Source organism: Klebsiella sp. JN_Kp121 (assembly GCF_040062145.1).
Classification (GTDB): Bacteria; Pseudomonadota; Gammaproteobacteria; order Enterobacterales; family Enterobacteriaceae; genus Klebsiella; species Klebsiella aerogenes.
Map to the genome: position 1 here is coordinate 69,550 of NZ_JBEAHX010000001.1, position 16,583 is coordinate 86,132.

The 16,583-nt window shown below is 48.7% G+C and carries 15 protein-coding genes, 1 tRNA gene and 2 pseudogenes; 4 read left to right on the forward strand and 14 right to left on the reverse strand.

Annotated features, from left to right (window positions below):
- Nucleotides 1-381: 381 nt before the first annotated feature.
- A complete protein-coding gene (locus ABLU86_RS00355) occupies nt 382-1,188 on the forward strand; it encodes a DUF4225 domain-containing protein (protein ID WP_086557140.1) in 807 nt (268 codons plus the stop codon).
- Here the strand turns inward: ABLU86_RS00355 and ABLU86_RS00360 are convergent.
- The 10 genes and pseudogenes from ABLU86_RS00360 to proB form a co-directional block, all read right to left on the reverse strand.
- A complete protein-coding gene (locus ABLU86_RS00360; protein ID WP_047740025.1) occupies nt 1,185-1,499 on the reverse strand; it encodes a hypothetical protein in 315 nt (104 codons plus the stop codon). The genes ABLU86_RS00355 and ABLU86_RS00360 overlap by 4 nt on opposite strands.
- Before the next feature lie 305 nt (nt 1,500-1,804).
- On the reverse strand, nt 1,805-2,119 hold the full coding sequence (locus tag ABLU86_RS00365; protein WP_032705469.1) for a DUF1493 family protein: 315 nt from the start codon (nt 2,117-2,119) through the stop codon (nt 1,805-1,807).
- Nucleotides 2,120-2,930: 811 nt separating this feature from the next.
- The gene (locus ABLU86_RS00370; protein ID WP_348796057.1) at nt 2,931-3,731 is read right to left on the reverse strand and encodes a hypothetical protein; all 801 of its coding nucleotides are present in this window, start codon (nt 3,729-3,731) and stop codon (nt 2,931-2,933) included.
- Between the two features lie 200 nt (nt 3,732-3,931).
- Nucleotides 3,932-4,189: pseudogene (locus tag ABLU86_RS00375) on the reverse strand (winged helix-turn-helix domain-containing protein); the annotation flags it as partial.
- Nucleotides 4,190-4,307: 118 nt separating this feature from the next.
- Nucleotides 4,308-4,961 (reverse strand): HNH endonuclease, encoded by a 654-nt coding sequence (locus tag ABLU86_RS00380; RefSeq protein ID WP_348796056.1) that lies wholly within the window; start codon nt 4,959-4,961, stop codon nt 4,308-4,310.
- Entirely contained in the window at nt 4,954-6,201 is a 1,248-nt protein-coding gene (locus ABLU86_RS00385) for an AAA family ATPase (RefSeq protein ID WP_348796055.1), read from the reverse strand. The genes ABLU86_RS00380 and ABLU86_RS00385 overlap by 8 nt, the downstream gene beginning before the upstream one ends.
- Nucleotides 6,202-6,213: 12 nt before the next feature.
- A pseudogene (locus ABLU86_RS00390) lies at nt 6,214-7,381 on the reverse strand (integrase arm-type DNA-binding domain-containing protein).
- A 163-nt stretch (nt 7,382-7,544) separates the two neighbouring features.
- Nucleotides 7,545-7,620, reverse strand: a tRNA-Thr gene (locus ABLU86_RS00395).
- A gap of 114 nt (nt 7,621-7,734) precedes the next feature.
- The gene (gene proA / locus ABLU86_RS00400; RefSeq protein WP_047063967.1) at nt 7,735-8,988 is read right to left on the reverse strand and encodes a glutamate-5-semialdehyde dehydrogenase; all 1,254 of its coding nucleotides are present in this window, start codon (nt 8,986-8,988) and stop codon (nt 7,735-7,737) included.
- Between the two features lie 10 nt (nt 8,989-8,998).
- On the reverse strand, nt 8,999-10,102 hold the full coding sequence (gene proB / locus ABLU86_RS00405) for a glutamate 5-kinase (RefSeq protein ID WP_015368077.1): 1,104 nt from the start codon (nt 10,100-10,102) through the stop codon (nt 8,999-9,001).
- Nucleotides 10,103-10,391: 289 nt separating this feature from the next.
- On the opposite strand from proB, the gene phoE reads away from it, so the two are divergent.
- Nucleotides 10,392-11,444, forward strand: a complete 1,053-nt coding sequence (gene phoE / locus ABLU86_RS00410; RefSeq protein ID WP_015368078.1) for a phosphoporin PhoE — start codon at nt 10,392-10,394, stop codon at nt 11,442-11,444.
- A gap of 63 nt (nt 11,445-11,507) precedes the next feature.
- Here phoE and ABLU86_RS00415 read toward each other — a convergent pair whose 3' ends face one another.
- Both ABLU86_RS00415 and ABLU86_RS00420 read right to left on the reverse strand, forming a co-directional pair.
- Nucleotides 11,508-12,074 (reverse strand): NlpC/P60 family protein, encoded by a 567-nt coding sequence (locus tag ABLU86_RS00415; RefSeq protein ID WP_026612390.1) that lies wholly within the window; start codon nt 12,072-12,074, stop codon nt 11,508-11,510.
- 226 nt (nt 12,075-12,300) lie between these two features.
- Complete coding sequence (locus ABLU86_RS00420; protein ID WP_015368080.1) at nt 12,301-13,098, reverse strand: helix-turn-helix transcriptional regulator; 798 nt, start codon at nt 13,096-13,098, stop codon at nt 12,301-12,303.
- 101 nt (nt 13,099-13,199) lie between these two features.
- Between ABLU86_RS00420 and ABLU86_RS00425 the strand changes: the two genes are divergently transcribed.
- Together ABLU86_RS00425 and ABLU86_RS00430 are read left to right on the forward strand one after the other, a co-directional pair.
- Nucleotides 13,200-13,997, forward strand: a complete 798-nt coding sequence (locus tag ABLU86_RS00425) for a sulfite exporter TauE/SafE family protein (RefSeq protein WP_047464798.1) — start codon at nt 13,200-13,202, stop codon at nt 13,995-13,997.
- Between the two features lie 81 nt (nt 13,998-14,078).
- Complete coding sequence (locus tag ABLU86_RS00430) at nt 14,079-14,744, forward strand: HAD family hydrolase (protein WP_015368082.1); 666 nt, start codon at nt 14,079-14,081, stop codon at nt 14,742-14,744.
- A gap of 58 nt (nt 14,745-14,802) precedes the next feature.
- Here the strand turns inward: ABLU86_RS00430 and phnE (ABLU86_RS00435) are convergent, their stop codons facing one another.
- Both phnE (ABLU86_RS00435) and phnE (ABLU86_RS00440) read right to left on the reverse strand, forming a co-directional pair.
- Nucleotides 14,803-15,687, reverse strand: a complete 885-nt coding sequence (phnE, locus tag ABLU86_RS00435; protein ID WP_015704515.1) for a phosphonate ABC transporter, permease protein PhnE — start codon at nt 15,685-15,687, stop codon at nt 14,803-14,805.
- The gene (phnE, locus tag ABLU86_RS00440; RefSeq protein WP_045413074.1) at nt 15,684-16,556 is read right to left on the reverse strand and encodes a phosphonate ABC transporter, permease protein PhnE; all 873 of its coding nucleotides are present in this window, start codon (nt 16,554-16,556) and stop codon (nt 15,684-15,686) included. The genes phnE (ABLU86_RS00435) and phnE (ABLU86_RS00440) overlap by 4 nt, the downstream gene beginning before the upstream one ends.
- Between the last annotated feature and the right edge of the window lie 27 nt (nt 16,557-16,583).

Consider the following 16,583-nt stretch of genomic DNA (forward strand, 5'->3'; position numbering starts at 1 on the left):
GGGATAAAGTGTTTCATAAAAGTTAGGTGGAAACTATATCCCGATATTGATGATACATATTTATCGAAGTGACCCGTATCCATCCTATAAATTAATGGTTTTTGTATTAGTTAAAGTGGTAGGGGGAGTATTAATGGTTTTCTGGAAAATAAATTTGATGTTGGTTTGCTTTGTTGGTATTTAATAGAGAGAGTCGATTGAAATCAATAGTGCAGTTGTTCGGGGGGATTTGTACTTCAAGTACGATTACAGCCGTCAGGATGTCACCTGTGTATTATGAGAACATGGAATAAATGTCTTAGATATATTCCAGTGTTGCGTGAAAATGATGGGTAAAAGAAATCGGAAATAAAACAACCACATGTGTGGTGAGGAAGCATTATGGATATCACGCTGTTTAACAGGGGCTGGAATAGAACCTGGTCAGATACAATGGTGAATTTGGAAGCCCGGAAACTTATAGAAACAGCAAACAGGCTGTCAGCATTCCATCTGCATGATGGCCTGACACGGATAAAGTTCGTTGAAGAGATAAAACAGGTCGTAGAAAAAGAATTTGCAGCAGCACGGCGGGCCAAAACAGACGAGGAATGTGTCGCATGCATCAAAAATCTGCGCGCTGAAACAAATAACCTGGAAGAACAAGGACGCCTGTTAAGAACCAGAGTCGCGCAGCTTTATGCAAAGATCGAGTTCGTTAGGGAAAATAATAAAATCGTCGGATATGTGATTTCAGCCATTCAAGTTGTGGTTTCTGGAATGGCTATTGCTGGCGGTGTTTTGATGGTTTCGACAATGACGCCTATAGGTATGCTGGCAGGAGCTATCCTTGTAATGGATGGAATCAATGGTCTCTCAAAAGAAATCATTCCTGGTATTTATGGCAAGGAATTTAAGACACAAGGGTTTGTAGCTGATGGTGCTATGGAAATGGCTCACTTTATGGGGTTCAAGCCGGAAACAGGACTCGCCCTTTATAACACACTTACATTAAGTGCGAGTGTTTATAGCATCTTCGGATTAGCAAGCAAACCTGAAGCGTGGAGGCTTTTTAGATGGATGCCTCGTGATTTCTATCGACAGGTTGATACGATGAGTCGACCAAAATTAACAATGAAAATAGTAGGCTATGGACTCAAGGCTAAAGTTATTTTTGACTTGTTTTCCACAGAAGCGCCATACCATTAAACTCTATTTTTTCTCAAGAACCGCCAGGATTTGTAAGACAGGACTAGCGGCTGTATAAATAGAACAATGACGATAGCGATCAGAATTGATATTCCACCACCAACTACGGTTTCTTTCGCAGAAAATAGCACTAAAATGATAAAAACCATCAGGCAAGATGATGTTATCCATAAAATAACCCTGAATCGATTTGCCAGATCTTGGATCGCTTCCCCTAACGTTCCGCCGTAGCTTTCAATGTTGTTCTTTATCTTCTGCAAATCTGATGGTGTAAACCCAGAATGTAATAAAGCCTCATCAGTCACTTTCATATCCTATCATCCTTTATCTCGCAGAAAGTTGTTTCTCACTAGCTGATTGTGCAAACAATCATACTGATGGAATTTACTGTAAGCCAGCCAAAACTTTGCGGCAGACACTATCTAACGCTTGGGTCGATAAGAACTCCGATGGAGGCATGAAGATTACTGTCATGATGTGTTGTCCTTATTGTGGCCGATCTTATCAGGGACATAATCAGTATGCCGGAAGATCTCTAAAAGGGAATGGCACGATTATGCGGGATACTTACAACTAAAGGCTCTTGCCCTTATGCCAAAACCTTTAACACGGACGATCAGTCATAGAGCCAGCGCCCGGCTTTAGCACTTTCAATAAACATTTGTACCGTCAATGGTTCCGGTTTGTGGTGGTCTGTTTTGAGGTATTCAGGAAGAATGGCGTTTGGAAGAAACCAAATACCCGTATTGGGAAAATAGCGACGAAAGTTAAAACTCTCGATATCAACATTCAATGATTCAGAGTAATCATTTAGAAATGAGTTCATATCCTCTGGAAGCACTACATGATCACCATCACTTAGTGATGTATCATTGTCCATCTTCCAAAAGTGCTTTTCGATCAGTCCGTGAACAGTAGCATCGATATCCATACCTATTTCCCCGTAATTAATCGATAACGGTGAACAACATTATTAGTAATGACACCAATATCGTAAACAGTAAACACAACACCAATCCACCCAACGTCTAGTCTAATGTAGCCGCTAATACTGGTAGTGTATGCCGCAATCCTTGCGGAGTATCGACTTAATAGTAAGTGTCTTTTTACGTTTTTCAAAAGAGCCTGTGAACACTTTACGGAAAACGAGAGATAGAGGACTTGTGTCTTTGGTTGCGCGGAGGTAATTAATCTTACCTCTTACAGGGACTAAAGGCAGACTAAGAATCATTGAGCGCCGCACGAAGCGCGGAAATTTGTGGTATGAGGATTAGAGTCGCTGGGCGTCTTCCGGCTTCAAATAGATAACTGTACAGGGTTGAGCACGGTAACTACCTGCCCATAGGTTGTACGATACCAAAGCCAGTACAACACAGGCGTTTGGGTGTGATTTTAGAAGATACGATCTCTTGGGGATTTTAACATAACTCATTGATTTTATTAGGTGGTGCGATAATAGGAGTCGACAAGCAAGATCAGTGCATTGATTTTATTAAATAAATTAAAATAGAAGAATAAACCTATACACACATCTATACACATTGGCGGATGTGTTCATTTTTTACTCAATCTCAAACTACGAAAAAACTTTTTTACCAAAAACTGTTCACACTGTTGATCTGCTATTAATTTTATTAATTTTCAATATGATACAAGATGAATAGTCCGTGAACAGTGAACACTCTACTGTTCACTTTACTAGTTCACAGAGGATTATCATACGTTTCCTTAAGGACTTGTGGTCATTTTCGCCACTCTCTTGTTCCACTGATATTAGACATCACATCGTCGAAGTTGAATCTTGGATCTGTATCTGGATTATATTGACCATTTTTGCTTTCATAAATGAAATTTTGACAATCACAATTGCTGTCACTTTCGCCGCAGTCCATGCATTCTGAATTACAGTAATCTATCATCCTATCAATGGCATCCCAAGGTTCATATTCGTAGTCGAAATGACCATAACCACTACTGCCATAAATTCTTCCATTTATGAAATCGTCAATGTCACTAATATTTATTAACTGGCAGTTGAAAATGTTTGATATAGGTCTAAGAACTACCCTCGCATAATCAAATTTGTATAGAGGCATTTCAAAGAAAACCTTACCACCATCGGCTTTAAGACTGTGAAACGACAAATCCCCATATTTTTCTATAAGTTCTTTATATCTTTTTTTATCCAGTTCAACATGCTTGAATGAGTTGTTAATCGCATCCAAAAGAGAAAATTTATTGCTAATGTGCTTGCTTCCATCCACTTCATATCGTTCATCGAAGCTTTTAATGAAATCAGCTCTGGTTATTTTAGTTTTCTTCTTTGCAATAAATATCATATAATCAACAACATGAGCCAGTATTGTATTAAATGAAAACACATGGTGAAGCTGTAGTGTATTGTTGTTTAGTATTGTGAAAAACTCATCAGATGCTGGATTTAAAACATCATTCAAATAAGAAATTAGATAGCTTGCATCTTTTTCATCGGAGCTGCCTGTGTATAGTTCCATTATACTTTCTTGATGATTGAAATTTATCATTTAATAACCACCTGTAAATACTATTAATCTGGAAAAAGTAACCATGATAAATGAAGTATAGCGATTTTCTTCATTGTCATGCAATCATACGGCTTTTTCATCGCATTGAATCAATTCTCATTTAGAACTGTATCTTTAATTGTGCCTGATGTCTGGATTGAGAGTGCAAAAAAAGACCAGCTATTGCCGGTCTGGTTAGGTTATTTCGTTATGGGGTCATCACATTTCGGCAACCAGTCGGCGTTGCTTTCTTCTCTTAGCGCCAGATTGGTCTGTATGCCCTGATTTTTACGGCGCTTCTCATATCTTAGCCCGTACTCTTTCAGCATGGCTGGCAATCCCTTCCCGAACATGGTGAGGCTGAGTGTGTTTTTGTAGCCGTGGGCCTCCATATACGCCAGATAAGCATGATACAGATACAGGCGCGGCTGACGCGGAATGATGTTGGCATTCCCGACCAGCGCCAGTCGCGGCGCGACCTGAGCCCACCTTTGCACCTGCATCAAAAGCGGCCCCTTAAGTGGGCAGGCGTGGCGGGGAGAGCATTGCGCGCATTTAGTGATTAACAAATAAATCTCACGCAATGAGAATCTCTCTAATCCTGTTAATTATGCCTGCCTTCCTAATAAAATTATTTGACTCTACATATTCACTCATTAATGAAGTTAACTCCCCATCATTTACATACTCATCAGATACGCCAAGCCTATGAAAAAATCGGTTTAGCTTGCAAACCCTCATTGTATTGATACCCTTTAAAGTTTTATCTATGTATATTCTCGCACCGACTTTGTGAATATGTTCATGCCAATTATCAAAGTGAGGATGAACTATGATAAATGCACCACTCGAACGTGGATACATGGCTATTTCAGGATTATTTAAAACCTCATGGTCTTCGTTAATTACTTCTTGCGCTCTTTTTATTTCGTTACAGTCAGCACAAATTACGCAAAGGTTTTTGGGGGTATACATATAATCGACTTTTTTTGATTTAGGGATTATATGTTCAACAGTGCAATTGGCTGCTGCTTGTAAAGACAATGGGTTTTTACAAAAAGCACAAAGCCCTCCTTGTTGGATTCGATAGAACTCTCTTATTTCGCTTTTAATATTCGTAAAATCATCATGAGACCAATACAAATGCGAAAATCCATCCTCCGCTTTGAGAGATTCAATTACTGCGAGCTGTTCATCAGCATAAGAATACGCCTCATTAATATCAGCCATACATCACCTTCATGTTTTCCAAGGCATTAATCAAATCATAGTTTGGATCTGTTTCTTCTAAATTGTATTTGAAGCCAGAAAGCCTTTTTAATGTTTTTTCATCATCTTTATCGAATGATTTATTGGCCCGAATTTTAGCAAACAAATTTATTGCTGTTCTTAAGATATATTCATTTTGGAAGCCAGGGAATTCAAACAGCTCTGCTAGTTGATAATCAGAAGAACGATTATTATAATCTTTAGCATTTATTATCTCAGGGTCAGCCATAGGTAAAATATAACAATTTGAAGACTTTAAGTTTGATATAACCAAAGGGGAATGTGTAGCTATTATAAACTTACAGTTATAGAATCCTTCAAATGTATTCATCAATAAGTTGATATAACGTTGTTGCCATTCTGGATGCAAACTAATTTCAGGCTCATCAATCAATATAATTGAATTATCAGTTATATTTGCAGCAATACCCAACAATGAAAGTAATATACATTGTTCCCCGGAACTTGCTCTTCGTAATGAGATAACTCCTTTGGAGTATTTTTCCATTCTTAGATCGATTAATTTGACAATCCCAAGAGAGATCATCTTAAATATGTAGTGGAAAAAGTCCATATTTCCCATTGAGTTATTATCATTAAGGTAATCACTTATTGGGTTCACTGACAATCTAAAGTTATTATTTTTATCACAAATACCTTTAACATATTGAAGGAAACTCATAATTTCCTCAAACTCTTCCTCATTACAATCTAACCTTATCCTTTTGTCTCCATCAACTATATAGTAATCATCTTCGATTAGCATATTTTGTCGATATAAATTATCAGGGTTAACAATTAACTTATACACATACTCGAAATTGGTTGAAAACCCAATTTCTTCTAAAACTATACTAAATCTATGTAAATCTCTAGGGGATGAAACGTATTTCGATATAAAACCTGTTGAAACGGAACTCATCAATGATAGAACATTACTACTAGATCCACCTCTAACACCCACATATGAATAAGTCATTGGTTCATATTTCTTAGGAGATCTTACATTCAATGGAAAACGGTCAAATGCACTTGTAGAAACAGAGATTAAATTTTTAAAATGAAGATCAGAAGCAGAAATAGTTTTAATAATATCCAATAACAATTGACTTTTACCTTCTCCATTCTTACCTATAATTACAAAATACTCATTATCATAAGTATTTAGGATTCTATCCATTAGCATGCTTAGTTTATTCATTTTATTTAAACCTTAGTGTAAAATTTCATCGCTGTACCATTGCATCATGCACTTTCGATTCGATATATAATTTGCATGGTTATAAGTTCCTCGAATGTTGTTTTTATCTACATGAGCCAACTGGAGTTCAATCCAAGCACTTTCAAAGCCTTGCTCATGGAGGATTGTAGAAAGAGTATGTCGAAAACTGTTCCCAGTGACTTTCCCTCCGAATCCAATTCGTTTAATCACTTGGTTGACACTAGCCTCACTCATTGGCTTATTCGGATCGTTCCGCCCCGGAAAAACATAACGATAGTTTCCTGTCATGACTTTGAGTTCATGGAGTAAATCTAACGCTTGAGTCGATAATGGAACAAGATGCGGCCTGCGCATTTTCATTCTTTCGGCAGGAATTTCCCAAATAGCGTTATCCAGATCAAATTCTGACCATGATGCCGCGCCGTAATTCGATGGTTCTTACGCCCGTAATCATCAGTAATTTCGTTGCTATCTGGACAAGCTTACTCCCGGTGTAACCCTCTAAGGCACGTAGAAAATCAGGTATTTCTTCAGCTTTTAGGAACGGGAAATGATTGGATTGATGTACTTCGAGAGCGCTGGAGAGATCTGCCGCAGGATTATACTCAGCCCTGCCTGTGGCTATCCCATAACGAAAGACCTCGGAACAACGCTGGCCCACTTTACGCATCTTTTCTAATGCCCCGCGCTTCTCAATTTTACGCAGCACATTTAACAGCTCTAACGGCTTAATCTCTCCCACCGGCCTTGTTCCGACATAAGGAAAAATGTCGTTCTTAAACGCTTCCATGATGTCTGGTGCATATCCCGCCGACCATTTAGCAGATTTAAGTTGATGCCACTCTCTGGCTATCTTTTCGAAGGCGTTCTCTGACTCTGTTTGCAGAGCCAGCTTTTGCTCTTTTCGAACCTCACTAGGGTTCTTTCCTTCTGCTACAAGTTTTCGAGCTTCATCACGACGGGAACGAGCATCGGCAAGGGTGATCGTTGGGTAAACACCAAGCGAGATCATTTTGGGTTTGCCTGCATAGCGATAACGGAACCGCCAATTCTTGCTTCCATTAGGTTCGATGAGCAATGACAAGCCTTGCCTATCCCCAAGCGTGTAGGGTTTATTTTCAGGCTTAGCACGGCGAATCTGCAAATCGTTTAAAGGCATGTGTATAGGAATCCAAGACCGAACAGGAACATATACACAATCCTATACACATTCCGTATCGGATTCTACTGGATGGTTACGGACAGTGACGGACTAATATGCAATAAAATTGTTATAAATCAGAGTATTTATGGATAAATACGGACGTTTGGGGAAGTTGAAATGGTGCCGATAATAGGAGTCGAACCTACGACCTTCGCATTACGAATGCGCTGCTCTACCAACTGAGCTATATCGGCCCTGAAAGGACGCGTTCACCTGCGTGAAGCACGGGGTAGAAGGTTAAAACTAAGTGGGTGATGCGTCAATGCCCTTTCGAATCAAACGGCTACTTTTGCATCACCCGCTTAGCGTTAAGCACGAATGGTATCGTCGCCGAAACCAATCCACTTATAGGTAGTCAGCGCTTCCAGGCCCATCGGCCCGCGGGCGTGCAGCTTCTGGGTGCTGACCGCCACCTCCGCGCCGAGGCCGAACTGGCCGCCGTCGGTGAATCGGGTAGAAGCGTTAACGTATACCGCCGACGAATCCACTTCATTAATAAAGCGATTCGCATGGCGCAGGGTACGCGTCAGAATAGCATCGGAATGCTGGGTACCGTGTTCACGAATATGGGCAATCGCCTCATCGAGATCGGCAACAACTTTCACGTTCAGATCCAGCGACAAATACTCATCGTCGTACTGCTCCGCTTTCACCGGCTCCACCTTCGCCGGACCATTCTGCAGAAGGGGCAGAGCGGCCGGGTCGGCGTGCAGCGTCACGCCGCTCTCCGCCATCTGTTTGCTCAGCGCAGGCAGGAAGGTATCGGCGATATTACGGTGTACCAGCAGCGTCTCGGCGGTATTGCAGGTGCTCGGGCGCTGGGTCTTGGCGTTAACGATGATCTTCAACGCCGGTGCGATCTCTGCCGAATCGTCGACGAAAATATGACACACGCCGATACCGCCGGTGATCACCGGGATCGTGGATTGCTCGCGGCACAGCTTATGCAGGCCTGCGCCGCCGCGCGGGATCAGCATATCGATGTATTTATCCATCTTCAGCATTTCGCCGACCAGCGCGCGATCCGGGCTCTCGATTGCCTGCACCGCGGCAGCCGGCAGGCCGCACTCCTGCAACGCCTGTTGAATCACTTTCACCGTCGCGGCGTTGGTGCGCCAGGTCTCTTTACCGCCGCGCAGAATAGCCGCGTTGCCGGTCTTCAGGCACAGAGAGGCGACATCGACGGTTACGTTCGGCCGCGCTTCATAAATCACGCCGATTACTCCCAGCGGCACGCGGCGACGTTCGATACGCAGGCCGCTATCCAGCAGACCGCCGTCAATCACCTGGCCGACCGGATCCGCCAGGCTACACACCTGACGCACGTCATCGGCGATGCCGCGCAGGCGCGCCGGCGTCAGCGCCAGGCGATCGAGCATCGCGTCGCTCAGGCCATTGGCGCGGGCGTCGCTGAGGTCTTCGGCGTTGGCGCGCAGGATGTCTTCGGTCTGCGCTTCCAGATAATCAGCAATCTTGTTCAGAACCTGATTTTTCTCGCGGCTGGAAAGCAGCGCGAGTTGGTAAGAGGCCGCTTTGGCCGCAATGCCCATTTGTTCCAGCATTTTCAGCTCCTTAACGGGTAATCATATCGTCGCGATGGACGGCCACCGGGCCGTATTCATAGCCGAGGATGGCATCGATTTGCTGCGAGTGCTGCCCGGCGATCAGGCGCAGGGCGTCGCTGTTATAGCGGCTTACGCCGTGAGCGATATCGCGGCCTTCGCTACTGCGGATTCGGATAACTTCGCCGCGGGAGAAATTCCCGCTGACGGTTTTGATGCCTTTTGGCAACAATGAGCTTCCTCTTTCCAGAATAGCCTGGGTCGCCCCGGCATCGACGGTGATTTCACCGGCCGGCGGCGCGCCGAAGATCCAGCGTTTGCGGTTCTCCAGCGGTGATTCCTGAGCGTGGAAACAGGTGCCCACCGGCAGGCCTTCCATCGCGTGGCCGATAACGTCCGGGCGGTTGCCGGCGGCGATAATGGTATCGATGCCTGCGCGACAGGCGACGTCCGCAGCCTGCAGTTTGGTGCCCATGCCGCCGGTGCCGAGGCCGGAAACGCTATCGCCTGCGATGGCGCGCAGCGCGTCATCGATGCCGTAGACATCTTTAATAAGCTCGGCCTGCGGATTGCTGCGCGGGTCGGCGGTAAAGAGTCCCGGCTGATCGGTCAACAGCAGCAGTTTATCGGCGCCGGCGAGAATGGCCGCCAGGGCGGAAAGATTATCGTTGTCGCCGACTTTGATTTCAGCGGTGGCGACGGCGTCATTTTCATTAATGACCGGCACAATATTGTTATCCAGCAGCGCGCGCAGGGTATCGCGGGCGTTGAGGAACCGCTCGCGATCTTCCATATCGGCACGGGTCAGCAGCATCTGGCCGACATGAATGCCGTAAATAGAGAAAAGCTGTTCCCACAGTTGGATAAGACGGCTTTGGCCCACTGCCGCCAACAGCTGTTTTGAGGCAATGGTGGCGGGCAGTTCAGGGTAGCCGAGGTGTTCACGTCCGGCGGCGATGGCCCCGGAAGTCACAATCACAATGCGGTGCCCCATGGCATGCAGCTGCGCGCACTGGCGCACTAACTCAACGATATGGGCGCGGTTCAGGCGTCGGGATCCGCCCGTTAAAACACTGGTGCCCAGTTTTACCACCAGCGTCTGGCTATCACTCATGATTTTCTGCCGTTCAAAAGGAATATCGAGATCGAGCTGATGTTGTAACAGGAGTCAGGCCGCTTGCCAACTGCTGGCGTATTGGTCAAGCCATTTTATTGCGCGGATCGGGCATTCTGCGCAGGCAAGGTGACATATTTATGACGGAAATATTTAAACATTCTTTTTTATAAAAAGTTCCATTTCGTCATAAATATTTAACACTACAGCGTTAAAAAACCTCCAGTTTTTGACGGGGCCTTCGCCCGGAATTGATAAGCGCGTGTAAATAAATCACCAGGACCACATAATGAAAAAGCGTTCACTGGCATTAATGATGATGGGTTTTGTTGCTTCTTCGGCTTCACAGGCAGCGGAAGTATACAATAAAGACGGCAATAAACTGGACGTGTACGGCAAAGTGAAAGCCATGCACTACTTCAGCGATTATGACAGCAAGGATGGCGACCAGACCTACGTTCGCTTTGGTATCAAAGGCGAAACGCAGATCAACGATCAACTGACCGGTTATGGCCGCTGGGAATCCGAATTCTCCGGCAATAAAACCGAAAGCGATTCCTCGCAGAAAACCCGTCTGGCGTTTGCCGGCGTGAAGTTAAAAGAGTTTGGATCATTTGACTATGGTCGTAACCTCGGCGCGCTGTACGACGTTGAAGCCTGGACCGATATGTTCCCGGAGTTCGGCGGCGACTCCTCCGCGCAGACCGATAACTTCATGACCAAACGCGCCAGCGGCCTGGCGACCTACCGCAACACTGATTTCTTCGGCCTGGTGGATGGTCTGAATATGACCCTGCAATATCAGGGCAAAAACGAAGGCCGTGAAGCGAAAAAACAGAATGGCGACGGCTTCGGCACCTCTTTAAGCTATGATTTCGGCGGCAGTGATTTCGCCGTCAGCGCGGCTTATACCAGTTCTGACCGTACCAACGATCAGAACCTGCTGGCGCGCGGCCAGGGCTCCAAAGCGGAAGCCTGGGCTACCGGCCTGAAGTACGACGCCAACAATATCTACCTGGCGACAATGTACTCTGAGACCCGCAAAATGACCCCGATCAGCGGTGGTTTTGCTAATAAAGCGCAGAACTTTGAAGCGGTCGCCCAGTATCAGTTCGATTTCGGTCTGCGTCCGTCTCTGGGCTATGTACTGTCGAAAGGCAAAGATATTGAAGGTGTCGGCAGCGAAGATCTGGTCAATTATATTGACGTCGGCCTGACCTACTACTTCAACAAAAACATGAACGCCTTTGTGGATTACAAAATTAACCAGCTGAAGAGCGATAATAAGCTCGGTATTAACGATGACGACATCGTCGCGCTGGGGATGACCTATCAGTTCTGATAAAACTGAGCGTAATAAAAATATAACCGCGGCCCTGAACGCCGCGGTTTTTATTTGTCAGGATTAGCGGTTTTTCGCCAGATGCAGATCGTCGTTATTCATGGTGATCTGCGCGTTATATTCCTTCGGCAAGCGCCGCGCCTGATAAAAGACGCGGTTCCAGTACGGATTATCCAGAGACGAACGCATGACGCCCTGGCTGGCGGAGGCGTGCAGGAAGTTGTGGTCAGTATCGTAGAAACCGACGTGCATGCCGCCGTGAATGCGGAAGAAGACTAAATCGCCAGGTCGCAACTGCTGCTTGCTAACGCGCACCCCCATATGCAGAAGATCGCCGGTGGTCACGCGGTCCATTGGCAGATTGAAGCGGTCCTTCAGCGTACGCCAGACAAAGCCGGAACAGTCGACGCCGCTCTGGTCGGTGCCGCCCCATTCATAAGGGGTGCCGTCCCAGGTGTGCATCTGATCGTGCAGGGCTGCCAGCACCGGTATCAGATCGTCGGAGCCGCTGTCGATCGGCTCATAATGATGCTGCGCCACCGCCTTGGGCGGTTTTTTTGGGGAAGATGAACATCCTGCCAAAATCAATAAAGGAACAAGTAATAAAGCGTGGGTGAGTTTGGGCTTCATGTCGTTATTTTCATGTTAGGGATCGACCGTCGCCATTTATAGCGTATTCAGGGAAACGTCAGAATGATGAAACGCAAAATTTACGAAAACTTACGTACCGCAGGCATAAATTCGCCGGTACCGTAATAAGCACATTTTTCAGATAGTAAACGCGGTGATTTTATTTATTAATAAATGTTTACTATCTAAATCAAAATATAACAGGCCAGAATCAGGATGTTCTTATTTATCTGACGCGAGAGACAGGCGTGCCTCCTTTAAGATGGCGGATAAAAGAGGCTGGCGCATAGCCCATCGCTTTGCGGAACATGGCGGTAAATGCCGCCGGATGCTCATAGCCAAGGCTTAACGCCACGTCGGTAATGCTTCGTCCTTCTCGCAGGGCGGTGAGAGCGTACATCAGGCAGGCTTTATGACGCCAGTCGCGAAACGCCATCCCGGTCTCCTGCAAAAAGCGGCGGTTGAAGGTACGCAGGCTTTGACTCATCTTTTGGGCCCACAGCTCCGGCGTACTGTGAATCTCCGGCTGGCGGAGAAACGCGCTGCATAGTTCAGCCAGCCGCGGATGTTGCGGTAGCGGCGTAAACATCGGCAGCGGCGGGGCGGCCTGCAGTTCAAACAGTAATAGGGCGATAAGCGCCGCATCATGTCCGCTCTCTTCATACAACAGCGGCAACTGGCAGGCGGCCAATAGCAGTTGATGTAGCAGCGGCGAAACCTGCAATACTTCGCAGCGTACCCCGGCGCGCGGCGCGTCCTGCGGTTCGATATACAGGCTATGGGTGCTCACGCCCGGCATCCAGACGCGATGCGGTTTATTAGCGGGTATCCATACGCCGCTGAACGGCGGCACCAGCCACTGACCGTCATCGGTTTCGACTTTCATCAAGCCATTCACGGCATAGAGAAACTGCGCTCGCCGGTGATGATGGCGCGGTAAAAGGGTGTCAGGCGGATAATCGCTACCCAGGCCTAATACCCGGCGCGGCAGATGATCGACATCATTAATCGCGATATTGCGCATGCGTACTCTCCTGGCTGAAAATCGTAATATATTGGCTTTTAATCGTAAGTCAGCCATTCCGCTATTCTATATCGTTACCTCCCTGAATGGAGGAACGGTATATGATATTTGGGCTTTTTGTTTGTGGACTGTTATCCGGAGTAACCACCTGGCTGTTTGGCTTCGGCGGCGGCTTTGTTACCGTGCCGCTGCTTTACCTGTTGCTGAGCCATCAGGGCGCAGTCGGCGGTCAGGCGATGCAAATAGCGGTAGCGACGTCGGCGCTGGTGATGCTGTGCACGTCGCTGTTGGCAAGCGGCCGCCACCTGCGCGCCGGAACGGTTCACTGGCGCTCCCTGCTGCCGATACTTAGCGGCATCGCCATCGGCGGTATTGCCGGCGCGTCGCTGGCGCTGAGGGTCAACGGCGAGTGGATCCGCTGGCTGTTCATTTTGTACCTGGCGGTGACCATGGTGGATTGCTACGTTCGCCCCGGCTTTATGGCGCCGTCGACGGCTTGCGCACCGTCGAGTGCAGGGCGCGAGACTATCCTTGGCGGCGGGATTGGCCTGATTGCCGCCTTCCTTGGCGTTGGCGGCAGCGTGATGACCGTGCCGCTGATGCGCCGGCGTGGCGCGACGATGGCGCAGGCCGCGGCAATGGCCAACCTGCTGACGCTGCCGCTGGCGGCGACCGCCAGCCTGACGTGGCTGCTGATGGCGCCGATGGCGGCGCTGCCCTCCGGTTTCATCGGTAATATCTGGTGGCTGGCGGCCGGGCTGCTGGTGGCCGGGAGCTGGTTGGGATTGCGGGGCGCATCGCGCTGGCTGGCAAAACTCCCCGATCGCTGGCACGTGCGGATCTACCCGCTACTATTGCTACTGGTGCTGCTGGCGATGTGCTTTGGCGGGGTGGGCTGAAAGCGCTGGCGGATCATGCTCCTGTCATCTTCTTTATACATGCTCTCGCAGGCTTATATTACTGATTATGGAAAATGACCGATGTCTAATGCTGTGACGATTTTCGATCTGGATAACACCCTGATTAAAGGGGACAGTAGTACGCTGTGGAGCCAGTTTATGGTGCGCGAAGGCTGGGTGAGCGATCCGGAATATCTGGCGCGCGAGGCGCAGCTGATGGCGGATTACGACCGCGGGGAAATGAATATCGCCGATTATGTTGCGCTGATTCAGGCGCCGCTGATCGGCATCCCGCAGGCACAGGTGGATACGCTGGTGGCGCGGTTTGTGCGCGAAAAGGTGTTGCCGCGGGTCTACCCGCAGGCATGGGACGTTATTCGTACTTTACAGGCGCGAGGGGAGAAAATGTTGGTGATCTCCGCCTCGGTAACGCTGCTGGTGCAGGCGATAGCCGCCGAGCTGGGAATTGAACAGGCGTTGGGTATTGATGTTGAAATGGCGGATGGCGGCTACAGCGGTGTGATTGCCGGTACCCCGAGCTATCAGCAGGGTAAAGTGACGCGCCTGGCGCAGTGGCGGGAGGCGCATCCTGACTATACTGGCGAAGTCACTTTTTATACCGATTCGATAAACGACCTGCCCCTGTGCCTGCATGCGGATCGCGTGCGGTTGGTCAACCCGTGTCCGCAGCTGCAGGCAGCCAACGCCCGGTACGGCTGGCCAGTGCTGGCGTGGCGGATCGAATAACGAGACGTTTTCCCTGATTGGTAGCCCCGGTAAGCGTAGCGCCACCGGGGAGAGGGGGTTATTGCGGACTTTGATACAACGGCACTACGCTGCCGCCGATGTAACGGCGGCGCAGCCAGGCGGAGAGGGTGTCCATCACCATGACCACCGCGACCAGCAACAGGGTAATAAACATCACCACATCCCAGTTCCACAAACGCATATTTTCCGCGTAAATGAGGCCAATCCCCCCCGCGCCGACAAAACCTAACACCGCGGCGGAACGGGTGTTGGATTCAATCTGATATAAACTTAGCGCCAGGAAAGTCGGGAACGACTGGGTGAAAATGCCGAAGCGGTGTTTCTGCAGACCATTAGCGCCGACGGCGGTGAGGCCGCGGCCCGGCGAACGGTCTACCGCCTCGTGGCCTTCAGCATACAGGCGGCCCAGCAGGCCGGTATCCTGCATAATAATCGCCAGTACCCCCGCCAGCGGCCCGAGCCCTACGGCGCGCACGAAAATCAGACCCCAGATAGCCATATCGATACCGCGCAGCATGTCAAACAAGCGGCGCATCAACACGGCGATAATGCCGGGAATCACGCCGCGCATAATATTGCGCGCCGCCAGGAATGACAGCAACAGCGCGATGACCGTCGCGGTAATCGTCCCGGCGAAGACGATGGCAAGCGTAATGGCGATTTGCGTGAAGTAATAGGCAAACGGCCAGTTCCAGAAGTCGTGCCAGACAAACATCCGCAGCAGATAGCGCCCCATCTGCTGTAGACCGGTCGCCAGTTGTTCGCTACTGATACCGAACTGCATAAAGAACCAGACGTAATAAAGTACGCTCGCCAGCGCCAGCAGGCCGACATAGCGCAGGTATCGCCCCTGGGTCTTATACAGCGCCTGATGCTGGCGGCGGCTGGCGGCGATATCCGGTTGATGTTGCCATTGGCTCATTTTTTCCCCTCCAGAACCCACTGGCGCAGGCGGCCGGAAAGCATATCCAGCAGCGACACCACAATAATGATCAGCAGCAGCGTCATGCTGACCTGATCGTAACGATCGAGCTTAATGTTGGTCATCAGCTCCTGGCCGATCCCGCCGGCCCCTACCAGGCCAAGAATGGTGGATGAGCGGAAGTTGATCTCAAGGCGCATGAAGCCGTAGGAGAGAAAAATTGGTTTCACCTGCGGCCACAGGGCAAAGCGCACCTTCTGCAGCGCCGATGCCCCGCAGGCCGCCAGCCCGCGCACCGGTTTATCCTGCGCGCTTTCCACCGCTTCGTAGAACAGTTTGGTCAGGCTGCCGACCGTATGCAGCATCAGCGCCAGAAAGCCGGGGATCGCGCCGATACCGAACGCCATGACGAAAATGACCGCCCAGGCCAGCTCAGGCATGGTGCGTAAAAAGGCCACCAGCACGCGAACGGCGAAGCGTAGCGGCGCGGGTGACCAGGCATTATTGGCGGCGAGGAAAGCCAGTATTGTCGCTACCGCGACCGCCACCAGCGTGGAGGCCAGCGCCAGCTGCAGCGTCTCCCAAATCAGCGGTAGCTGAATTGGCAGGCGATAGCCCCAGTACGCCAGCGAGCCTTTGGTATGTGAATCGGCTAACAGAACGCCCGGATGCAGCGTCGGCAGCGTCTCGAACATATAGTCGAGAAAGTTTGGCAACGAGTGCCAGATAGTGGGCAGATTAAACTCGGCGGCGTGCCCGGCGGCAAAGTAGAGCGCCAGCAGCACCAACGACCAGCCGAAGGTATCGCGCTTTTGCCGTGTCCTGACCTGCTGGTAATAACGTTCAAATTCGGTATGGGTATTATTCATGCGGCGAAAAGGTCTTTAACGTAGCGC